The sequence below is a fragment of the Calothrix sp. FACHB-168 genome (assembly GCF_963889195.1).
In the GTDB taxonomy this organism is placed as follows: Bacteria; Cyanobacteriota; Cyanobacteriia; order Cyanobacteriales; family Nostocaceae; genus Aulosira; species Aulosira anomala_A.
Genome location: NZ_CAWPNJ010000075.1, coordinates 1 through 18,043, shown reverse-complemented (window position 1 = coordinate 18,043; position 18,043 = coordinate 1). Strand labels below are relative to the sequence as shown.

8 protein-coding genes are annotated in these 18,043 nt (G+C 39.9%); 2 read left to right on the top strand and 6 right to left on the bottom strand.

What is annotated here, in order from left to right; translation table 11 throughout:
- Positions 1–22: 22 nt before the first annotated feature.
- From AACW45_RS34405 to AACW45_RS34385, 5 genes are all read right to left on the bottom strand, one after another.
- Positions 23–1,903 carry a sensor histidine kinase gene (locus AACW45_RS34405; protein ID WP_190637504.1) on the bottom strand — a complete coding sequence of 627 codons (1,881 nt, stop codon included), beginning with the start codon at positions 1,901–1,903 and terminating at the stop codon, positions 23–25.
- A 39-nt stretch (positions 1,904–1,942) separates the two neighbouring features.
- Positions 1,943–2,611 (bottom strand): response regulator transcription factor, encoded by a 669-nt coding sequence (locus tag AACW45_RS34400; RefSeq protein ID WP_190637502.1) that lies wholly within the window; start codon positions 2,609–2,611, stop codon positions 1,943–1,945.
- 94 nt (positions 2,612–2,705) lie between these two features.
- Complete coding sequence (locus AACW45_RS34395) at positions 2,706–3,386, bottom strand: hypothetical protein (protein WP_242045814.1); 681 nt, start codon at positions 3,384–3,386, stop codon at positions 2,706–2,708.
- A gap of 370 nt (positions 3,387–3,756) precedes the next feature.
- On the bottom strand, positions 3,757–7,329 hold the full coding sequence (locus AACW45_RS34390; RefSeq protein ID WP_190637499.1) for an AAA-like domain-containing protein: 3,573 nt from the start codon (positions 7,327–7,329) through the stop codon (positions 3,757–3,759).
- Positions 7,326–8,612 carry an AAA-like domain-containing protein gene (locus AACW45_RS34385; protein WP_190637497.1) on the bottom strand — a complete coding sequence of 429 codons (1,287 nt, stop codon included), beginning with the start codon at positions 8,610–8,612 and terminating at the stop codon, positions 7,326–7,328. Before AACW45_RS34385 ends, AACW45_RS34390 begins: the two co-directional genes overlap by 4 nt.
- Before the next feature lie 328 nt (positions 8,613–8,940).
- Here AACW45_RS34385 and AACW45_RS34380 point away from each other — a divergent pair, with 328 nt between their 5' ends.
- Positions 8,941–10,116 (top strand): hypothetical protein, encoded by a 1,176-nt coding sequence (locus AACW45_RS34380; protein WP_190637495.1) that lies wholly within the window; start codon positions 8,941–8,943, stop codon positions 10,114–10,116.
- A gap of 373 nt (positions 10,117–10,489) precedes the next feature.
- Positions 10,490–12,565 carry a tetratricopeptide repeat protein gene (locus tag AACW45_RS34375; protein ID WP_190637493.1) on the top strand — a complete coding sequence of 692 codons (2,076 nt, stop codon included), beginning with the start codon at positions 10,490–10,492 and terminating at the stop codon, positions 12,563–12,565.
- Between the two features lie 264 nt (positions 12,566–12,829).
- Here AACW45_RS34375 and AACW45_RS34370 read toward each other — a convergent pair whose 3' ends face one another.
- Positions 12,830–18,037, bottom strand: a complete 5,208-nt coding sequence (locus tag AACW45_RS34370; protein ID WP_190637491.1) for an nSTAND1 domain-containing NTPase — start codon at positions 18,035–18,037, stop codon at positions 12,830–12,832.
- Positions 18,038–18,043 lie beyond the last annotated feature (6 nt).

Genomic DNA, 18,043 nt, shown 5'->3' with positions numbered 1-18,043 from the left:
CAGCCTTGTAACACATTAGTGTCTATAATTTCCATAACCAGACTTTATGTGTAGACCAAGAAAGCTGACAAGTAGTTCCTTTTGGAGAATTAGCAAAACGTTCAAACTTTCCTCTTAACTGCTTTGCTAAAGTTACTGCTTGCTGAGTTCCAAATCCTTGATAAGACGAATTACTGACTTTATCTATACCTAAACCGTTATCTTTCACAGTAATTATATTTTTTCCGTTCTGACAATTACAACTAATCTCAAGTCGAGTTGTATTTTGAGCATACTTTCCTACGTTACATAACGCTTCTTCGAGAAAACGGCAAATACTTTGTTTTAACTCTATACTCAAATTCTTCTCGTTTAAGGGTTGAAAGTTAACTACATTCAGTTTAATGGTTTTAAAACATGGAAAATCTCTGTCCAAAACATCAATATATACTTCATTGAGAGCTTCGTGGAGGGGTTTTTTTAAATCTATTTCTTGCTCTTGGTTTATATAGAAAGTATTACTCGCTATAAAATTTTCTTGTTTGACTAATTTATATACTCCTCGCAAATCTTGATTGAGTTGATGTAGTTCAGATAAAAATATTTTTTTCTCTGATATGTCTGGATTTTCTTCAACTTGCTTGATTATTCGAGCAATTGTTTGTAGCGGCCCATTATGGATTATATCGAATGTTTTATTAATGACTATTTTTTGTACCTGTATACGAATCAGCGAGTTTTCTTCATACCTGTTAATCGCTGCTATTAATATAGAAAAACCATTAAGAATCAGAATTAATAATGTCGGGATAAATGGAGTCCACCAACCCATAATAAACAATGAATAACTAATAATTATAAAACCGAGAATTAATGTATTTATATTAAAAATAAGTATTGATAAGGAACGGATTTTTCGTCCTAATACGATGACTATCATACCCCAACTGATAATCCATAAATATTCCCAACTATCCGCCCAAGTTTTAATAAAAGTTCGCTTATTTAATACAGAGCTAATCAGTTGGCTAGTTACATGGGCATGTATTTCTACTCCATAAACTAACGGAATATCTTTTGTTTTTATTGTATCGGAGAATGTGTAATCTTTAACACTAGGAGCAGTAACACCAATAAGTACTATTTTATCTCGAATCCAACTAGCATCAACTTTTTTATTAATTATATCCCCAAGAGATACAATATAAAAAGGTTTGATATTGCTACGAAAATTGATTAAAGTTTGATATCCACCATCATCTTCAGAAATATAACCACCATCATTGGCTATAAATCGGGGTATCTTAGTGGAATTAAATTTTTTAATATATCCTTCACTTTTATTTTCTTCTTCTTTTAAATTAATACCCTGCTTTTTTAAATAAATCTCTGCTAGTTTTAACGAAAAAGATAAGCACCATTCATTTTTAGAATTCGATGTACCTAATAAAGTCCGTCTCTGTTTCCCGTCAATATCAACAGGAGCATCAACAAATCCTATTTGCTCTGACGGTAAATTTAGAGATGGGTTTACCGTAAATCCACTAATATCTGGTAAAACCTTTTCTACACCAACTAAATTTTTCATCTCCTTAAACACACTAGCTAATTCTTTATGTCCTGGTTCAACAGGCATATCTCTATAAATATCTAAACCAACCGCAGCCGGTTGATAACTTTGTAATATTCGTAATAATTTAGCAATTTCTCCATCTGGAACTGGATAAGCTTTTAATTTTTGAATATCCTCTTCGTTAATTCCCACAATCAAAATTCTTTCATCTATGGGTTCATCGGGACGCAATCGCATAAATTGATCGTATACAGCCACTTCCAATGATTGCAGTGAACCTAAGATTCGTGCTGCTATGACAAAACCAATTGCCACAATTCCTGGTAATATACCAATAAATTTTAAACTCATATTGATGAATATCGAATGACCTTAATTGCTATGAAAAAACTAATCAATTAAACCTTCTTCCCTTGCGCGAATTTCTGTTTGAATTCGTAGATTTTGACCTTCATTTGGGTAAACTTCTAAAACATCTTGAACATTTTTCCAATAGTGACGAACTGTGCGTTCGGCAATCTGCATTTGTTTGGCAATCTCCTTGTCTTGCAACCCCTTATTAAAAGCCAACTCCAACATCTCCAACCATTCCGGTTTTACCTCCATCACTACACGCATTTCCTTGGGAGTATAAATTACACCATTAAGTGCCCAATCAACTTTAGTTAACATTTCTTTCATTGGTAAACTTTTATCTGCAACCGTAAATCCTCCTTCGTGACTGCTAATGGCAGGTTTTAAACGAATTAAAGAACGAGGATAGGCACTTTGCACCACAATATTCAGACTACGATACTTCTCCATTAACGTCCGCAATAGTTGAATTCCTGCATCAGTTCGGGCAGATTCTCCTGCTGTCTCTGGCATTGACAAATCAACAATAGCCAAGTCGGGCAAATTATTTACTATCAGGTTGAGTGCTTCTTGTGCAGTCTGAGCTTGGATAATCTCTGCATTTGGATACTGCGGTTTTAGGACATTGATTGTTGCATATAAAGCTAACTCTTGATCATCAACCACCAAAAATGTCAAATTTTGTACGGGAACTGCCTGGGACATAATTAATCACCTGATAAGCTACAGAGAATGACGATTTTTCAATCAAAGCGTCAAATTATCAAATTTATTTTCTTTTACAGTCTCATTTAAGACATTACCAACGCAAGTACCAAATTTCTGCCTGATTTTGTCGGTAGCGAGAACACTTACCGGATAGCCAAAATTTCAAAGCACGGCAGAGGTGAAGTAAATCATCTGTAGTAGCTGCGATCGCAGTAAATTTAATCATTAATTCGTTCCAGTTTCCTTGTGGTGTTAAACTGACGAATAAAGAAAAATTACTTGAGTTATTCGATACACAATAAGCAAGTAATTCTTCTAGTGCTATTAAAATTACTTGACTGCGATCGCTCGATTTGTCAGACCATTCAGTTGGTAGTTCAGATTCTATATTTAAGCTAGGAAAGCGCCTATTCCAGGTATCTAGCACATGCCGAATTGCTAAAGGTAAACTTTCATCAATATACGCTGGGTACAAATAGTCACTTAATTCTCTGAGAGAATAATGAAATTTTTCGATATTTTCTAAATAGTGTGTCTTTAATTTCTGCTGACTCTCAGAACTAGTAGCTAAAGGAGACTCCAAATGGCGACGCATAATAAATGTATTTTGTAGCACTCCATTACGGATAGCTTCTCCTTCCTGACGCATCCTTGCTAATTGCCTACTATGCCACCACCTTAATGCTCTTTGAGTTCTGTAATTGGATGCGAGCAACCACAGTAAAATTGAAATTACAGTAATTCCAACTATGGATATCAATATAAAAGACATTATTTATCTCTATGTGATTCATGGCTTGATTGTGTGTTGCTGACAGTCACTCCTGCGGAGCATCGTAAAACAACTACTGTGAATATTACATTTTGCTACACCTGTTATTTAATTTACATTGATTTAATAGTTTACTCTTACTAAGTAGCTACTAGGTTGCAAAAAAATACCAAGTTATTGGCACAAAAGTGTAATCTTGAGTTCACAAGCAGGAGAATCAGGCTATTCTCATCCGTGAGATTTTAAGATAATTGCACTTTTGTCAATCAGTTAAAATACTCAAAAAAGTTTAAATGAATCAGTCCCCTGAAGAAATATTTCGCCAACAGCATCCCTTACTACCTGTCCCTTTCCTGATCCCGAACTCAGGTTATTTACGACAAGATGGGAGTTGCTGCAACTCCTGGGGATGGTTTTGGAAATAGTCACCCAGCCAATTGCAACCTTGGGTGAGGAGATCGTCAAGATTCAGGTTCCAAGAATAGATCATTGACCCACTACTAGAAATCAAGCGGTTGCCATCTGGGGTAAAATTGAGGAATGAATTAAATGTACCACCCATTGGGATGCGAGTAATAGGTGTGCCGTCGGCTTGCCAGAGATGGATTTTGCTATCAATAGTCTTAGCAATCAACAATTGCCCATCTGGGCTAAATTGAAAGCGACCAATTTGGTTTGTTTCAAGTGTGCGAATAAGCGTACCATCAGAACGCCAAATTTTGATATTTTGATCAATTCCCACCGTCGCCAACTGCTGTCCGTCTTTACGGTGAACGATATCAAGAATTGCTGCACCATGATCGAGGGTTTGGATGAGATTACCTTCAGCCGACCAAATTACCAGTTTACCAAAGCGATCGCCAACCATAAACTGCCCACTGGGGGAAAATCCCATTGCAGTGATTTCATTTGGTTGTCCTGATAGGGTTTTGAGCAATTTTCCGTCTCTTCTCCATAGGCGCAGGGTGGGTATGGGGTTATTAGCAGAAGTTACTGTGATATAGGTTTGATTGTTGGGGCTAAAGTAGAGGGAATCGGCATCTTTGATAGTCTTTAAAAATTTGCCTTCACTACTCCAAAGTTGAATTTTATCGGGGTGATTACCAGCAATTGCCAACTCTTTGCCATCAGGACTAAATTCGATTCCTGGTTTATAATGAGCCGCATCCATTTCTTTAATTAAATCCCCATTGGCTAACCTGAATTGTATTTTTTGCTGACGAAGTGATAATAAAACTAAGCGCGAACCATCGGGACTAAATTTAATCACACTTTGCGGGAGATTAGTTTGTATTGTTCTGATTTCGCTGCCATCTGCCTTATATAACGTCATTTCTCCATTGAATTTTGTGGCAGCAATTGTCTGTCCATCAGGACTCAGAGTGGCATCCATAATTATATTTTGAGCATCAGATTTTGCCCCAGCAATTTTTAGTTTATTGCCCGGTAGTTGTATGCGGTTGATGGGTTGTTGATTTCCCACAACCACACGGGGCGTTTGTATTGGTGGTGTCGATGCGGTGGAGATTTTTTGAGGATGGATTTTCCAAAGTTTTAGCATTCCATCTGGGTGAATCGTGGCGATGATAGAACCATCAAAGCTAGAACTAAAACCAGAAACCAGCAGTTGATGAGTTTTGATTTCTGCTTGTAAAGTTCCGTCTGGGTGCCATAATTTGATGGTGTTGAGATTGGCAGAAATGTAAGCACCATCTTTTTGGCGGAAACTGTGCCAAAGGTGATAGCCTAAATTATGGGTAATGCTAGGATAGGTTTTGATTAAAGCACCAGTTTTAATGTCTCTAACTTCCGGGTTTCCTTGGGCATTGATAAAGACAATTGCATCGCCTTCTAAACTAATAGTAAGGTCAATACCCTGTTGAGGTGGAGCAATCTGCCTGGTGTAAAGTAATTTCCATTGCAAATTCAAGACTGCAACTTTGCCAAATTCATTGACTACCACAATATTGTTATCATTTGTGAATTGGACATCACTAAGAGTTTCTTCATCGAGTTTTAGCTTATTGACAAGAGTACCTGTTTTGAGATGCCAAACCTGGATTTCATAATCGGAGTCAGCAGATAAAATATACTGACCATCGGGACTAAAACTCAGAGAAGAAATGGAAATTGGGAAGCCCTGGAGAGTTTTAGTTTTGTGAGTTTTAATCGTCTGAATTTTCTTTCCCTGTATTGTCCAAAGAGTTATCGCCCCGTCTTCGCCTCCAGTTGCTAGTTTTTGTCCATCACGGCTAAAGGCGATCGCTACCGCCGGACTTTCTAAATGCCAACGATTTTGCTCATTAATCGTGGAAAGAACAGCTTGTAGGGCAAATAAAGGCGTGTAGGTGGGTAAATGTTTAAAAGAATGCTGTTTGGTCAATTCTTTAAGTCTTTGCGCTGATTTCATCGCCCCTAGCAAATCCTTCAGTTGATTACCATCTGCACGTACTTGCAAAATTCGGCTTCCTTCTCGTTCTAAATTTAAGATATCTGCATTGGTTCTGAGTTGCTGTTCTGATTGCTGGAAGTAAAAAAACGTGCCGATGGTGCTAATTACAGCCGCAGAAAGAGCGATCGCCCCAATTCGCAATCGTTTTTTGGTTTGATGTTGTACGGTTTTTAATCGCTGAATTGCTTGAGTTTCTTGTTGTATTGCTGTTTGGGTTTTGGATTGGGCGATCGCTAATTCTTGGGCTTGGCTGGCGGATAAAAATTGATAATCACTATGACTCAAACTCAATCCTTTTGCCCAAACTAACGCCCACTGCAAGGCTTCATTTTGCAGTAAATATTGAGGATCTTGAGAAATTTCCCAAGCGGCGAGTTCTGCACCATAGGGACGGATAGCCCGCAAAGCTTGTTCTGTCCAGGTATAATCAAAAACAGTGGCGTAGATGCGGTTATAGATGCTCAATTTGCCTTGACGTTTGACAACCAAACCAGAAAGACACAACTGCATCAACTCCCGGCTATCTTCAGCCGAAAGTTCCCCTTGATTGAGCAATTGCTGATAAAGTCCTAATGACCAACAAGCCAAAGATTTATTGTGGAGAATGCGATCGCGAATTGTTTGAAAATGCTGCTGTCTATCATTTGCTAACCAATGTTCGATCATTTGCGATCGCACAATCGCTTCTACTGCTGAAGTTTCCCATCCCGATGCAATAAAAGTATTTGATGTATTAATTAGTTGACATAACCATTGAGTTAAAAATGGTTGTCCACCAGTCCAAGCTAAAATTTCTGCCATCACCTTGGTAGGATTTGCTACCACTTCGTTTAAGCCTTGTTCCAGTGGTTTAGCTTCGGACAATTGAAAACCTGTAAGTTCGATAGCGCGACTATCTACATTTAGTGGTGTAAATTTATTATCGGCGATTAAATCAGTGGGTGTAGCCACACCAAATAAGGCAAAAGTTAACCTTTGAAATTGGGGTTTATCAGCGCGTTTGTTGTAGCAGGATCTCACAAAAGCAAAAAAATCATCCTTAAATTCTAGATTGAGAATACTGTCAATTTCATCTACAAAAACGATAATTTGCTGAGAGATATTTGCTAGTAAAACTTCTTCCACAAATTTACTCAGCCGCAAAAATGGATGCAGCAAAGTATTTTGAGACCACCAAGATTCCAAATCAATTTCAATATTGAGTTCACTAGCAAAATGGCTGACAAATCCCCCATAGAATTCATCTGCACTCACTTGATAAACGCAGAGTTCACGCATTTCAAAAGCAACACAAACAAATCCTTCTGACTGTAAGCGCGACATTGTACGCACTCGTAAACTCGATTTTCCCATTTGTCTAGAGTTGAGAACATAGCAAAATATTCCTGCTTTTAGTCCTGTATATAAATCACTATCAGCTTGACGACGAACGTAAATTTCGGTACCTTCTCGTAAACTACCACCGACTTGATAATGGTTGTAATTGTTCATGTTTCAATTCCTAAACGTTCACGAAAATATTGACGGTAAAGTTCGTAGCGTATAGATATTTGGTGTTGCTGTAGCTGGATTAATCCCAAGTCATAGAGTTTCACCACATCATCGAGATGGAAATGTGGTTGAATGGAAATAGCAGCATCAGCTGAGGCGATCGCTTTCAATGGTGCAAGTAAATGAGAATGAGTTTGTAGCTTATGCCATTGCCTTTCTAGATGGCTGCGGTAGATACTATTGGGAGTTGCTGCGGTATTGAGCAATTGCTCAAGGGAAGTTGGGTTTTGAGCCAGAAATTGTAAAGTCAAGGTGACAAGGTAAGGATGTCCGCCAACAATTGCAGTTAATTTTTTTATCTCTTGCTGACTCCAGTGCAATTGATACTGATTTAGTAAAGTGAGGATTTCTGTGGAGTTTAGTTCTGTCAACTGAATTTCTGTACCTGCGTTAAATGGTGATTGGTTAATATCAATTTGGGTGTAAACTTCAGTGTGTAGAACTATCAGACGTAACTGAGTCCACAGCAATTTGGTTTTAGCATCTTCATGCCAAGTTCTCAGCATTCCCAGAAATTCACCGGCAATTAATTGATGAGCAAATAGACGATCCACTTCGTCCAAGGCAATGACTAAAGGGATATCATCAGTTAAGAGATATTTTTGTAAATAAGTTCTACATTTGATTTTGCTATTGCCTAAACTTTTGCGCCAATGAGTTTCTATATCCACCGTTAAATTCAGCGCATAGGTAACACTAGCAATAAACCACTGTAAGAAACTATCTAAACTGTCAAAATCATCAGCAACCGCATCCCGCAAATTGATAGCGATCGCCCGATATCCTTGTTGTTGAGCATACTTAAGAACTTGCGCCATGAGTGTGGTTTTACCAAACTGAATTGGTGCTTTAATGCGGAGTAATGCCCCTGGTTTATCAATCTCTGCACAGCAAAATTCCCATCGAGATGGTTGCTTCATTCCCTGGTAAGATTGGGGCTGATGGGTTTGCCATCGTCGCTGAAGGGCTTGGCGAAAATTGGTTTTTTTCACCTCTTCTTGGAGTGCTTCTGACAGCAATTGCCATAATCGCCCGCCGACTTCACTAACATACTTCACGGTAAGATAAGACTCAGCCGCGATCGCTTCATAGGTTTTACCTTCCCACGCACCCTGCAAAACTTGGATTTCAACATCACTCAGATGCTTTTGCGTAGTCTGTAGCATCAACTGATCAACGAGTTGTTGAGTAGCATTCCATTGAAATCCAGCGTCTAAGCTCATAACCCTAAACTAGAAAGCGATGTTTATCTTCTAACATAGGATTTCTCAATAATTCCCCCTAATACCCAAACAACCAGAACAAACCGTGATTACTTAGCAATGGGGAATAGTTACCAGGATTTTTCCGGAAAAAACCGGAATTTATCGCCTCAAACAACCGGATTTCCTCCGGCTGACAATGACAGTAAGCGTCAAGCATCATACAAATATGACTGCAACTACTGAAATGTTTATTTTGTTTCCAAATCTGTAACTCAGTCCAGAGTCTGAGTATTTATTAGCTAACTTGAGATTGCAAGATTTACTGATATTTCTCAATCAATATTCTATGCTGCAACGCTTTTCTCACCAAGCCTTAATAAAATCAACTATTTTTGGATGTCTGCTTTTTTCTAGTTCCCTAATTCCCTTACAATCTAGCGTTGCTAATCCGCAAATTTTGACTACACCACAAACAAAAACGATGGCTCAACAAGTGCTTCAAGATGCGATCGCCAAAGAGAAACTCGATAATACTGCAAAAGTCGTTCAAGTTGCTCGAATTGCTAAGGGTGATACCTGGATGTACAATCCTGTACCTTACTGGAAAATTGCGATCGCCGATCAGCGTCAAAGCTTGGTCTATTTCACCACTGATAATGGTAATTTTAGAGTCTTGATGCAAAGGAACGGACAAAACATCCATTCTCTAGGAAAACCTGCCGAAGATATACCATTACCTGAAATGATCGCAGCAGCGATTCAACAGGCGAAAGAATGGGGCTATCCTGGAGAACCTGTATTAACTAATATTGCATCTGCAAAGACAACTTGGGCAAGTGGTTGTGAAAATGTTTCTTTCCCTCATGCTTGCGATCCCTATGTTCGCCAAGGCTGGAAAATTACCATTCCCCACCAACGCCAAAGTTGGGTATTTCAAGGTGCAACAGCCGATGATTTACAATTGATTGCACGTACTAATCCTGTGATTGAACGGGGCTTACCAATTCCGGTGGTTAACGAAATCAAGAGTATTGCCAACAAACACTTGCAAATTTTACCCTCAGTTGTTCTGATTACCAAAATCGAGCCTCAAACCTTCACTGATAGCTGTCTAGGATTAGGGAATTTAGCAGAATCCTGCGCTCAACAAAGAATTCGGGGCTATCGGGTGACGGTGGAGGGAAAGTCCCCAGCACAGCAAATATACCGGATTAGCAGTGATAAAGTTTATCTTCGCACCGAAGCGATCGCCGGACTTCCCAACCGCACTGATGACTTACCAACTGCGATCGCTCGCACAGTCTTTAACGCCGCCAAATCAGACTTGAAAAAACCCATTGCCAATCTTAGCATTTCCCAAGTTGCACCAAGATTCTCTTGTTTCCGTAGTCCCACGGCTGCACCTAATGAACCTTGCATACCAACGCATAACCTTGACGGTTGGAATATCACGGTGACAAATTTTCAGAAATCACTGACTTACACTGTTAATCTCAGTGGCAAGATTCTGAGCAAACTATAGGTTTATTATCCTTTCTCAGCCATCAAGTAAAAACAAGTAAGATGCCTGCACTACAAATATTACAGCAATTTTCAGGTAAATGAACCACAAATAGACCTCTATGGTAAACCTCTGTCCTATGAGGCTACAAGTCCTCATCTTCTTACCTCTGTGCCCTCTGCGTCCTCTGCGGTTAATGATTTTTTGAAACCGCAGAGGCGCAGAGAACGCAGAGTCAGGAGTTCCGAAAATTATTACTTCTCACTTGTAGAGATGTGTGTATGAGGAGAGAGGCTTTGATTTTCTCCCCTTCCCTTGTAGGGAAGGGACTGGGGTTAAGTATTTTTATCTGACTTTAAACGACTCATAAAACTTTTCTTATAGATTCAAACTTATGATGCTCACGCGATCGCTCGCTTTGATTATTGCTTCTCAACTAATTTACTCTGTTCCCATTTATGCGGCAGATGCTAAGATAACGATTTCTAAAGCTTGCCGTGTAGAGCTAACTGGTGAAAGTACCCGACGCTGGAACGAAATTTCTGGAATGTCGCTAACTGATAGGCTCTCCGCAATTACCAGAGAGCTAGAAAATGCTCAACGGCGAGGAGATACAAGTTTTACAACCCAGACATTAGATTTTGCCATCAAGACAATTACTACTCAAATACAATCACTGACAGATAGGGATAATCCAAAACTTCCTACCATCCTCGATCAAATCGTGGTTTTAGCTAAACCTTTACCGAGTGGGTATAGTCTGGGTAAAACGTATGTCTTGACGGAATCTGCGATCGCCTATGCACAAGTTGGCCAGTCTAGCAAAGGAAAACAAACCCTGCGGCTTGCGTCTGAGTCGGTATCAGGAATTCGCAATACTCCTAAAGATTTAATTGCGGCTCACATTCGCCTTGCACAAGGGTGGATTGCTGTCAACCAACCGGCGGAAGCTGCATCTTCCCTCAACTATGGATTTGAGCAAACTATCAAAAATCTGAAAGATATCTATGCACGACGTGAATATTTGTCACAAATAGTTAATTTATATCTCCAAATTAACCAACCCACAAAAGCTTTAGAGGTGCTAAAGCAACTGTCTCCTCAAGATTACGATCCTGATATTACCGTTACTCAGATTGCTGCTACCTACTTTAAAGCTAAAGAGCCAGTAAAAGCAAAAAAATTACTAGATCCGTTGCTCAAAGCAGCACTAGCAACTAAAGATGTGGAACAACGGGAAATTAAATTAATGACTTTGGTGCTACACTATGCCCCCAGTGGAGATTTAGGGCGATCGCAGCAAATTGTTTCTCACATGAAACGCCCTAATTCTTTCCGGGCTAGAAGTTGGTTGACAATTGCCGCAGAAGGTCGCAAATTTAACCAGCCAGAAATCCGCAAGCAAGCGATCGCCCGTTTAGTTGCTGATGCCAAAGCCGCTAAAATAGCCGATCAGTTTGGTGGACGCTTCGATAATGAATGGTATGGCGAGATGTCTAATTTATCTGCAACTCGCGGCTATTATCCAGAACTTAAAGCCCTGATTACTGAACTGCGTCCTATGAATGTCTTGGGAATTGTGCTGCAAGATTTGATTGCTAATAAGCAGTTTACAACTGCTCGGCAAATAGTACCACGTCCGATGATAGTGCAAATAGATGCGGGCTATTTCGATGAAACTGATCGCTGGCTAGATAATATTGCCATAGCCGCCCTTGAAGCCGGACAAACCCAGGATGCAGAAGCTAGAATTGCTGGGGAAAAAACCGATGTGCGGCGATTGCTGCGGTTTGCTCAAGCGTTCCATCGCCGTGGTAATGTTGCTGTTGCCGATCAATTATTCACTCGTAGCCAAGTAATAGCTAATAGCATTTCTGCTTTACCCACCGCCATCACAACTCATGCTGCGATCGCCAATGCTTTGATTTCCACCAATCGTCCAGCCGATCAGGTATTGAATCGAATTGTCACACTGATACAAACAGAAAAAGCATTGCCACAACAAGCACAATTATTGCTATCAATTAGTTCCGAATTTGCCGCAACGCCATCAACTTATTTTACACTGGCAGAAAGATTAAAGTTACTTCAGCAAGTAGACTTTGCTACCTTAGCTGGTAATCAAGCGATCGCCAATCGTCAGCCAGAGGAAGCATCCCGTTTTATTAGTTATGCTGGGAGAAATCCTAGCGAAAAATTGGACTTTGGTTTACGAGTTGTGGAACTGAATCTGACTCAAGGAAATTTGACAAAAGCGCGATCGCTCCTCAATATTCCCATACAAACCCTCCGTAATGGGCCAGAGTCTTCCTTACCACCGATTGCAGAACGTTCTCGTATTTGGGGGCGGATTGCTTTAAATCTAGTGCGTACAGGAGATACTAAAACTGCGATCGCCATTGCTCAGAATGTCACACCATCGCCAGCACGCGAACAATTACTGCAACGTTTACGCTGTTATCAAGACTGAGACGAGGATTGTAATGCCTAACCTTTCCTTAACTCACGCGCATCTGAACGACTATCGATAAATTCTTGTAATTCTGCGTTAGCGAAGCTCGCCGCAGGCATCGCCTTTTTTAGATGCTGGTTTATCATTGTTCGTTATTAGACATATCTCTTTATCCGTATTATCTCGCAGTTTTTTTCAGAAATCAAATATTATTCCTATATATTTTTTGTCATTGGTAGGCACAATTATGGGTTCGCAGATGTCGGTTTGTGGGTTCACATTTCATCTTATCTGCGAACCCACACCCACAATATCATCACACATATTGCGATCGCTATTTTCTACCTGTTGGTTATAGTGCAGATAATCTCTAACCGAATTGCAAGCAGTGACGATCAAATCATCTAACAGCGCATCTATATCTAAATCATTAATATCCCACAAAATTATGTTATTGTCAGCGCTACCAGAAGCCAGGGTATCGCCATCGGGGCTAAAAGCCATAGTTTTTATCCCAGCCTCGTGTCCTATCAAAGTTCGTTTAAGATTACCCTGAAAATCCCAGAGTTTAATTGTCTTATCTTCGCTGAGAAAAGCAATAGTTTTACGATTTAGGCTGAGAACGATTTTTGCCAACTGATTCTCATTTACTTTGAAGGTGTGCAGTTGCTTCCCTTGTAAATTCCAGAAAATTATTGCCCAGTCTGCACTCATAGAAACCAGATTTTGGCTATCTTGGCTAAAAACTATATCTTTAATTTCTGCTTGATGTCCTTTGAAAGTAGCTAGTTCCTTACCTTGCAAATTCCAAAGTTTGATAGTCTTATCTTTACTACCAGAAGCGATAATTTTACCATTAGGACTCAAGACTATAGTTGTAATTTCTGCATGATGTCCTTTGAAAGTAGCTAGTTTCTTACCTTGTAAATTCCACAGTTTGATGGTCTTATCTTTACTACCAGAAGCGATAATTTTACCATTCTGGCTGAATATTATAGTTGTAATTTCTGCTTGATGTCCTTTGAAGGTAGCTAGTTCCTTACCTTGTAAATTCCACAGTTTGATGGTCTTATCTTTACTGCCAGAAGCGAGGATTTTATTATTCTGGCTGAATATTATAGTTGTGATTTCTGCTTGATGTCTTTTAAAAGTAGCTAGTTCCTTACCTTTTAAATCCCAAAGTGTGATTGTTTTGTCTTCATTCACAGCAGCTAGATTTTTACCATCATGGCTGAATACTATATCTATAATTTCTGCCTCACCATTTTTGATAGTAGCTAGTTCCTTACTCTGTAAATTCCAAAGTTTAATGGTATTGTCTTCACTTGCTGATGCGAGAGTTTTACCATCGGGGCTAAACTTAACTGCATATACAGTATCCCGATGTCCTTCGAGAATATGCTTACCTTTTAAATTCCAAAGTTTAATGGTATTGTCTTCACTTGCTGATACTATAGTTTTACCATCGTTGCTAAAAGCAACACTAGTAACAGCAGCCTGATGTCCTCTCAATGTTTGCAATTTCTTACCATTTAAATCCCAAATGATGATAGTACGATCTAGACTTGCAGAAGCTAGATTATCACTATGGGGACTGAAGGCAACACTGGTAATACCAGCCTCATGCCCTTTAAATTTTTGCAGTTGATTGCCCTTTAAATCCCAGAGAATAATAGTTTTATCGTCACTACCAGAAGCCAATTGTTGATTGTCGGGACTAAAGGCGATGCTGGTAATAGCAGCCTCATGCCCTTTGAATGTTTGCAGTTGCTTACCGTTTAAACTCCATAAAATGATACTCTTGTCAACACTTGCAGATGCTAAAGTTTGACAATCTGGACTAAAAGCTAGACTCGTAACTGCATATTTATGTCCTCTCAATATTTGCGGTTGCTTCTGTCCTATATCCCAAATATGCGGCTTATTTTCCCTTAAATCCCAAAGTTGAATGAGATTGTCTTTAGTTGCAGCAGCGAGGAACTGACAGTTAGTTTTTTGTGAAAGATTAAGAGGAGAAAAAACTACACTAGTAAATCCTGCTTGTTCTCCTGGGATAGTTACGTTGGATGGGGAATTAGTTTTTAAATCCCAAATTTTTACAGTTTTATCTTCACTAGCAGAGGCAATGGTATTACCATCAGCACTAAAAGCTACACTGGTGACAGCAGATTTATGTTCGTTAAAAGTGCGTAGTAACTTACCTCCTAAATTCCATAGTTTGACTGTATTATCTTTACTAGCAGAGGCAATATTTTTACCGTCAGGGCTAAAGGCTAGGCTGATAACTCCAGCTTGATGTCCTGTCCATGTTTGTAGGAGTTTGCCCCCTAAATTCCAGAGAATGATATTATTATCTTTACTAGCAGAAACGAGGATATTACCATCAGGACTAAAGGCTAGGCTGGTGATATCACCCTCATGTCCTTTAAAAGTTTGCAGTTGATTACCATTTAAATCCCAAAGGATGACGCTATTATCTTCACTACCTGTGGCGATAGTTTGACAATCGGCACTAAAAGCTAGAGTGGTGATTTTTGACTTATGCTTGAATGGTTGTTTTTGCTGTTGATTTTGGTTGATATTTTTAATTGTAAAAATATTATCTTGAATCTGCGACTCTTGAATAGTTAAGTGATTATCGTTTAAGGCTTTTGTCAGTTCTTTATCCTGTAAATCCCAAAGCAGAATGGTGTTATTTTTTGTCACAGTAGCAATAGTTTGGCGATCGGGACTGAAGACTAAACTAGTTTCTCCAGATTTATCGGCAAAGGAGGTTTTTGCCAGTTCCTTACCCTGTAAATCCCAAAATTTGACGGTGTGATTCTTTGTAGCTGTGGCAATAGTCTTACCATCGGGACTAAAGACTAAACTTGTAATTGCCGCATCCTCTTGACGGAAGCGTGTTGGTAGTTCATGGCCTTGTAAATTCCAGAGAATTACCCGACGATCCAAACTTGCTGTAGCAAGAGTATTACCATCGGGGCTGAATGCTAAACTTGTAACGGCGGCATTATTTTGGAGCAGAGTTCCTAACTGATGATTGGTTTGTAAATCCCAAAGTTGGACGGTTTTGTTGTGAATAACTGTGGCTAAAGTTTGGCTATCAGGACTGAAGGCTACCTGAGTTACCCCTACATAATATTTGAGCCGAGATTTTGTTAATTCTTGACCTTGCAAATCCCAAAGCTTGAGAGTTTTATCTTTACTAACTGTGGCAATCATTTTACCATTGGGACTGATGACCACTGTTGTAGGTGTAGAACTATGTCCATTTAAGTAATTGCGTGCTTTTACTCCATCTATAGCTCGCTGTAACACTGCAATTACCTGAGCCAAAGAGTTTATTTGGTCTTGATTTTTAATAATTAAGCTGCTAACTGTTGATAAAAATTTCGTATCTTGGATAATTTTTGCCGACTTAATTGCATTGGTGAGTGCTTCTAAATCTTTGGCAGATCTAGACAATGACAAGGAACTTTGACGCAGAGAATCGGCTTTACTTAATTCAGCTTCATACCCTTTCTTCACAGCTATTAGCCCTAAACTAGTAGTCAAGAAGATCGCAACTGCTCCTGTGAAGATTGTCCATTTAATTTGAATGTCGCGACGACGACGGGCTTCTTGTTCTTGCTGTTGGCGATCGCGCAATTCTAGGCAACTTTGGATATAATTAGCTTCTAAGACGTTGAAAAAATTGGATTTAAGTAATTCTTGGGCGTTTTTTAAGCGTTCCCCGCGATGTACTAAATAGCTTTCTTCTTTTTGATTGTTTTCCCATTCTAATGCTTCTTGACGAATCTTTTCGCGCAGTAGCAGTAGAGAACGGTTTTCATCTAACCAATTTAGCAACCTCGGCCAGTAACGAATTAAGGCTTCATGGGCGACTTCTACCTCTTCTCGTTGTGTGGCTGAATCTACACTAGTAACTACGAGGCGAGCGCCTTCACCTGCTAGTTTCTTCACCAGCTGTTGAATCAGCGCCTCATCATTTACAGTAGGAATTAATTCTTCTAACCAAACTCGGCGGCGGGTGTCGCGGCGTTTCTCTCCAGATGGGGCTGAATCATCTAAACGAGTTAAGCGAATAAAGATATTCTTGATTTGTTCTTTTTGTTGTGCTTCACATTGATCGTAAACAGCATCAGCAGTTTGAGCGATCGCTATTTTCACACCACCAATGGCTTCATACTCAATTGTCCTTAACCATCTGCCATGTCGCCGTTTCCACAACTCTAGCAGTGCATGTTGCAGTAATGGCATCGCCCCTGGTTCACCTTGCACATCATCCAAAATCTGATTACTCAAGTCGGCTTCAAAGCGTAACCCTACTTGCGCAGCTTGCATTTCCATCGCCTTCCGTAGTTCGGAAGTATCCATTGGCCCGATCAATTCTTGGCGCGATTGCATTAACTGCTTCAGTTGGGGATAGGACGCACATTCACCCCAAAAGTCTGCTCGCATGGTAATTACAACTTTTTGCTGCTGGATAGTAAACAGCAATTTGTCGATAAATTCTTGTCGGCGCTGATTGTCAGTACAGAGGGTGAACAGTTCTTCAAATTGGTCGATCACTAAAATTGCAGCTTGATTTTGCACCTCTAAGAAACTGGCTTGCATTTGCTCAATGGGGTTACAGTTGGGTGTCATGTATGCCATTTGCAAATCCGGCTGCTTTTCTTTTAGTGCAGGAATCAACCCTGCTAGTACCAAGGATGATTTACCGCTACCAGAAGCCCCAAATACAGCTAAAAAATTCTCTTTTTCTAGCTTTTGTTGTAGTTGCGCAACTAATTTTTCTCTACCAAAGAAAAATTTCTGATTTTCGACGCGGAAGGGATATAAGCCCAAAAAAGGACAGCGAGCATCGTAAATTGGTGGTTCTTGACCCAAGGCGACGGCGTTAAAACTAATGTCAAGCACAGCAATAGAGAGATTGTTTACATCTTCTAGTGCCTGTTCTCGCTCTTTTCGGGCTTCTTTACTCAAAGCTGCTAAATCTATATGCAGCAGATTTGTCAACTTTTCGACTCGGACTTCTAGCTTTGGTAGCAGTATAGGCGATCGCTCTTGAAACAATACTTGCAACTGCTCTAAACCATATTTAATTTCGCTGTTGGTTAATTTGCGGTCAAGTTGGTCGCTAAATAAAGGTCGCCCACCCAAGCGGCTAAATAGGGCAGGGACAGTAATATCTTGCCGTTCTGCTAGGGATGCGGCTGCTTCTTGCAGTGCTAAATCTACTTCCCCAGATTTACTCAACTGCTCGTAAAATTTTGCCCCTAATGCCAAGGCTGTTTTGACTGTGACTTTCTCCGTCATCGCAATCACTGCCGGCATTCCCAAATCCCGGACTAATCTTTGCCCAAAACCCCCTAATGCCGCTTCTGCTTCTGGGCTAGCACTTTCGCAAGTCGAAAGAAAGGTAAAATGTGGTAGCCCCTTACTTGCTGAGAGCGATCGCAATCTCTCAATTAAGCGTGTTCCTGTCACTGGGTC

Bases quoted from the DNA above. Each gene is read 5' to 3' on its own strand.
- AACW45_RS34405 (WP_190637504.1), bottom strand. From the start codon at position 1,903: ATGAGTTTAAAATTTATTGGTATATTACCAGGAATTGTGGCAATTGGT.
- AACW45_RS34400 (WP_190637502.1), bottom strand. From the start codon at position 2,611: ATGTCCCAGGCAGTTCCCGTACAAAATTTGACATTTTTGGTGGTTGAT.
- AACW45_RS34395 (WP_242045814.1), bottom strand. From the start codon at position 3,386: ATGTCTTTTATATTGATATCCATAGTTGGAATTACTGTAATTTCAATT.
- AACW45_RS34390 (WP_190637499.1), bottom strand. From the start codon at position 7,329: ATGAACAATTACAACCATTATCAAGTCGGTGGTAGTTTACGAGAAGGT.
- AACW45_RS34385 (WP_190637497.1), bottom strand. From the start codon at position 8,612: ATGAGCTTAGACGCTGGATTTCAATGGAATGCTACTCAACAACTCGTT.
- AACW45_RS34380 (WP_190637495.1), top strand. From the start codon at position 8,941: ATGCTGCAACGCTTTTCTCACCAAGCCTTAATAAAATCAACTATTTTT.
- AACW45_RS34375 (WP_190637493.1), top strand. From the start codon at position 10,490: ATGATGCTCACGCGATCGCTCGCTTTGATTATTGCTTCTCAACTAATT.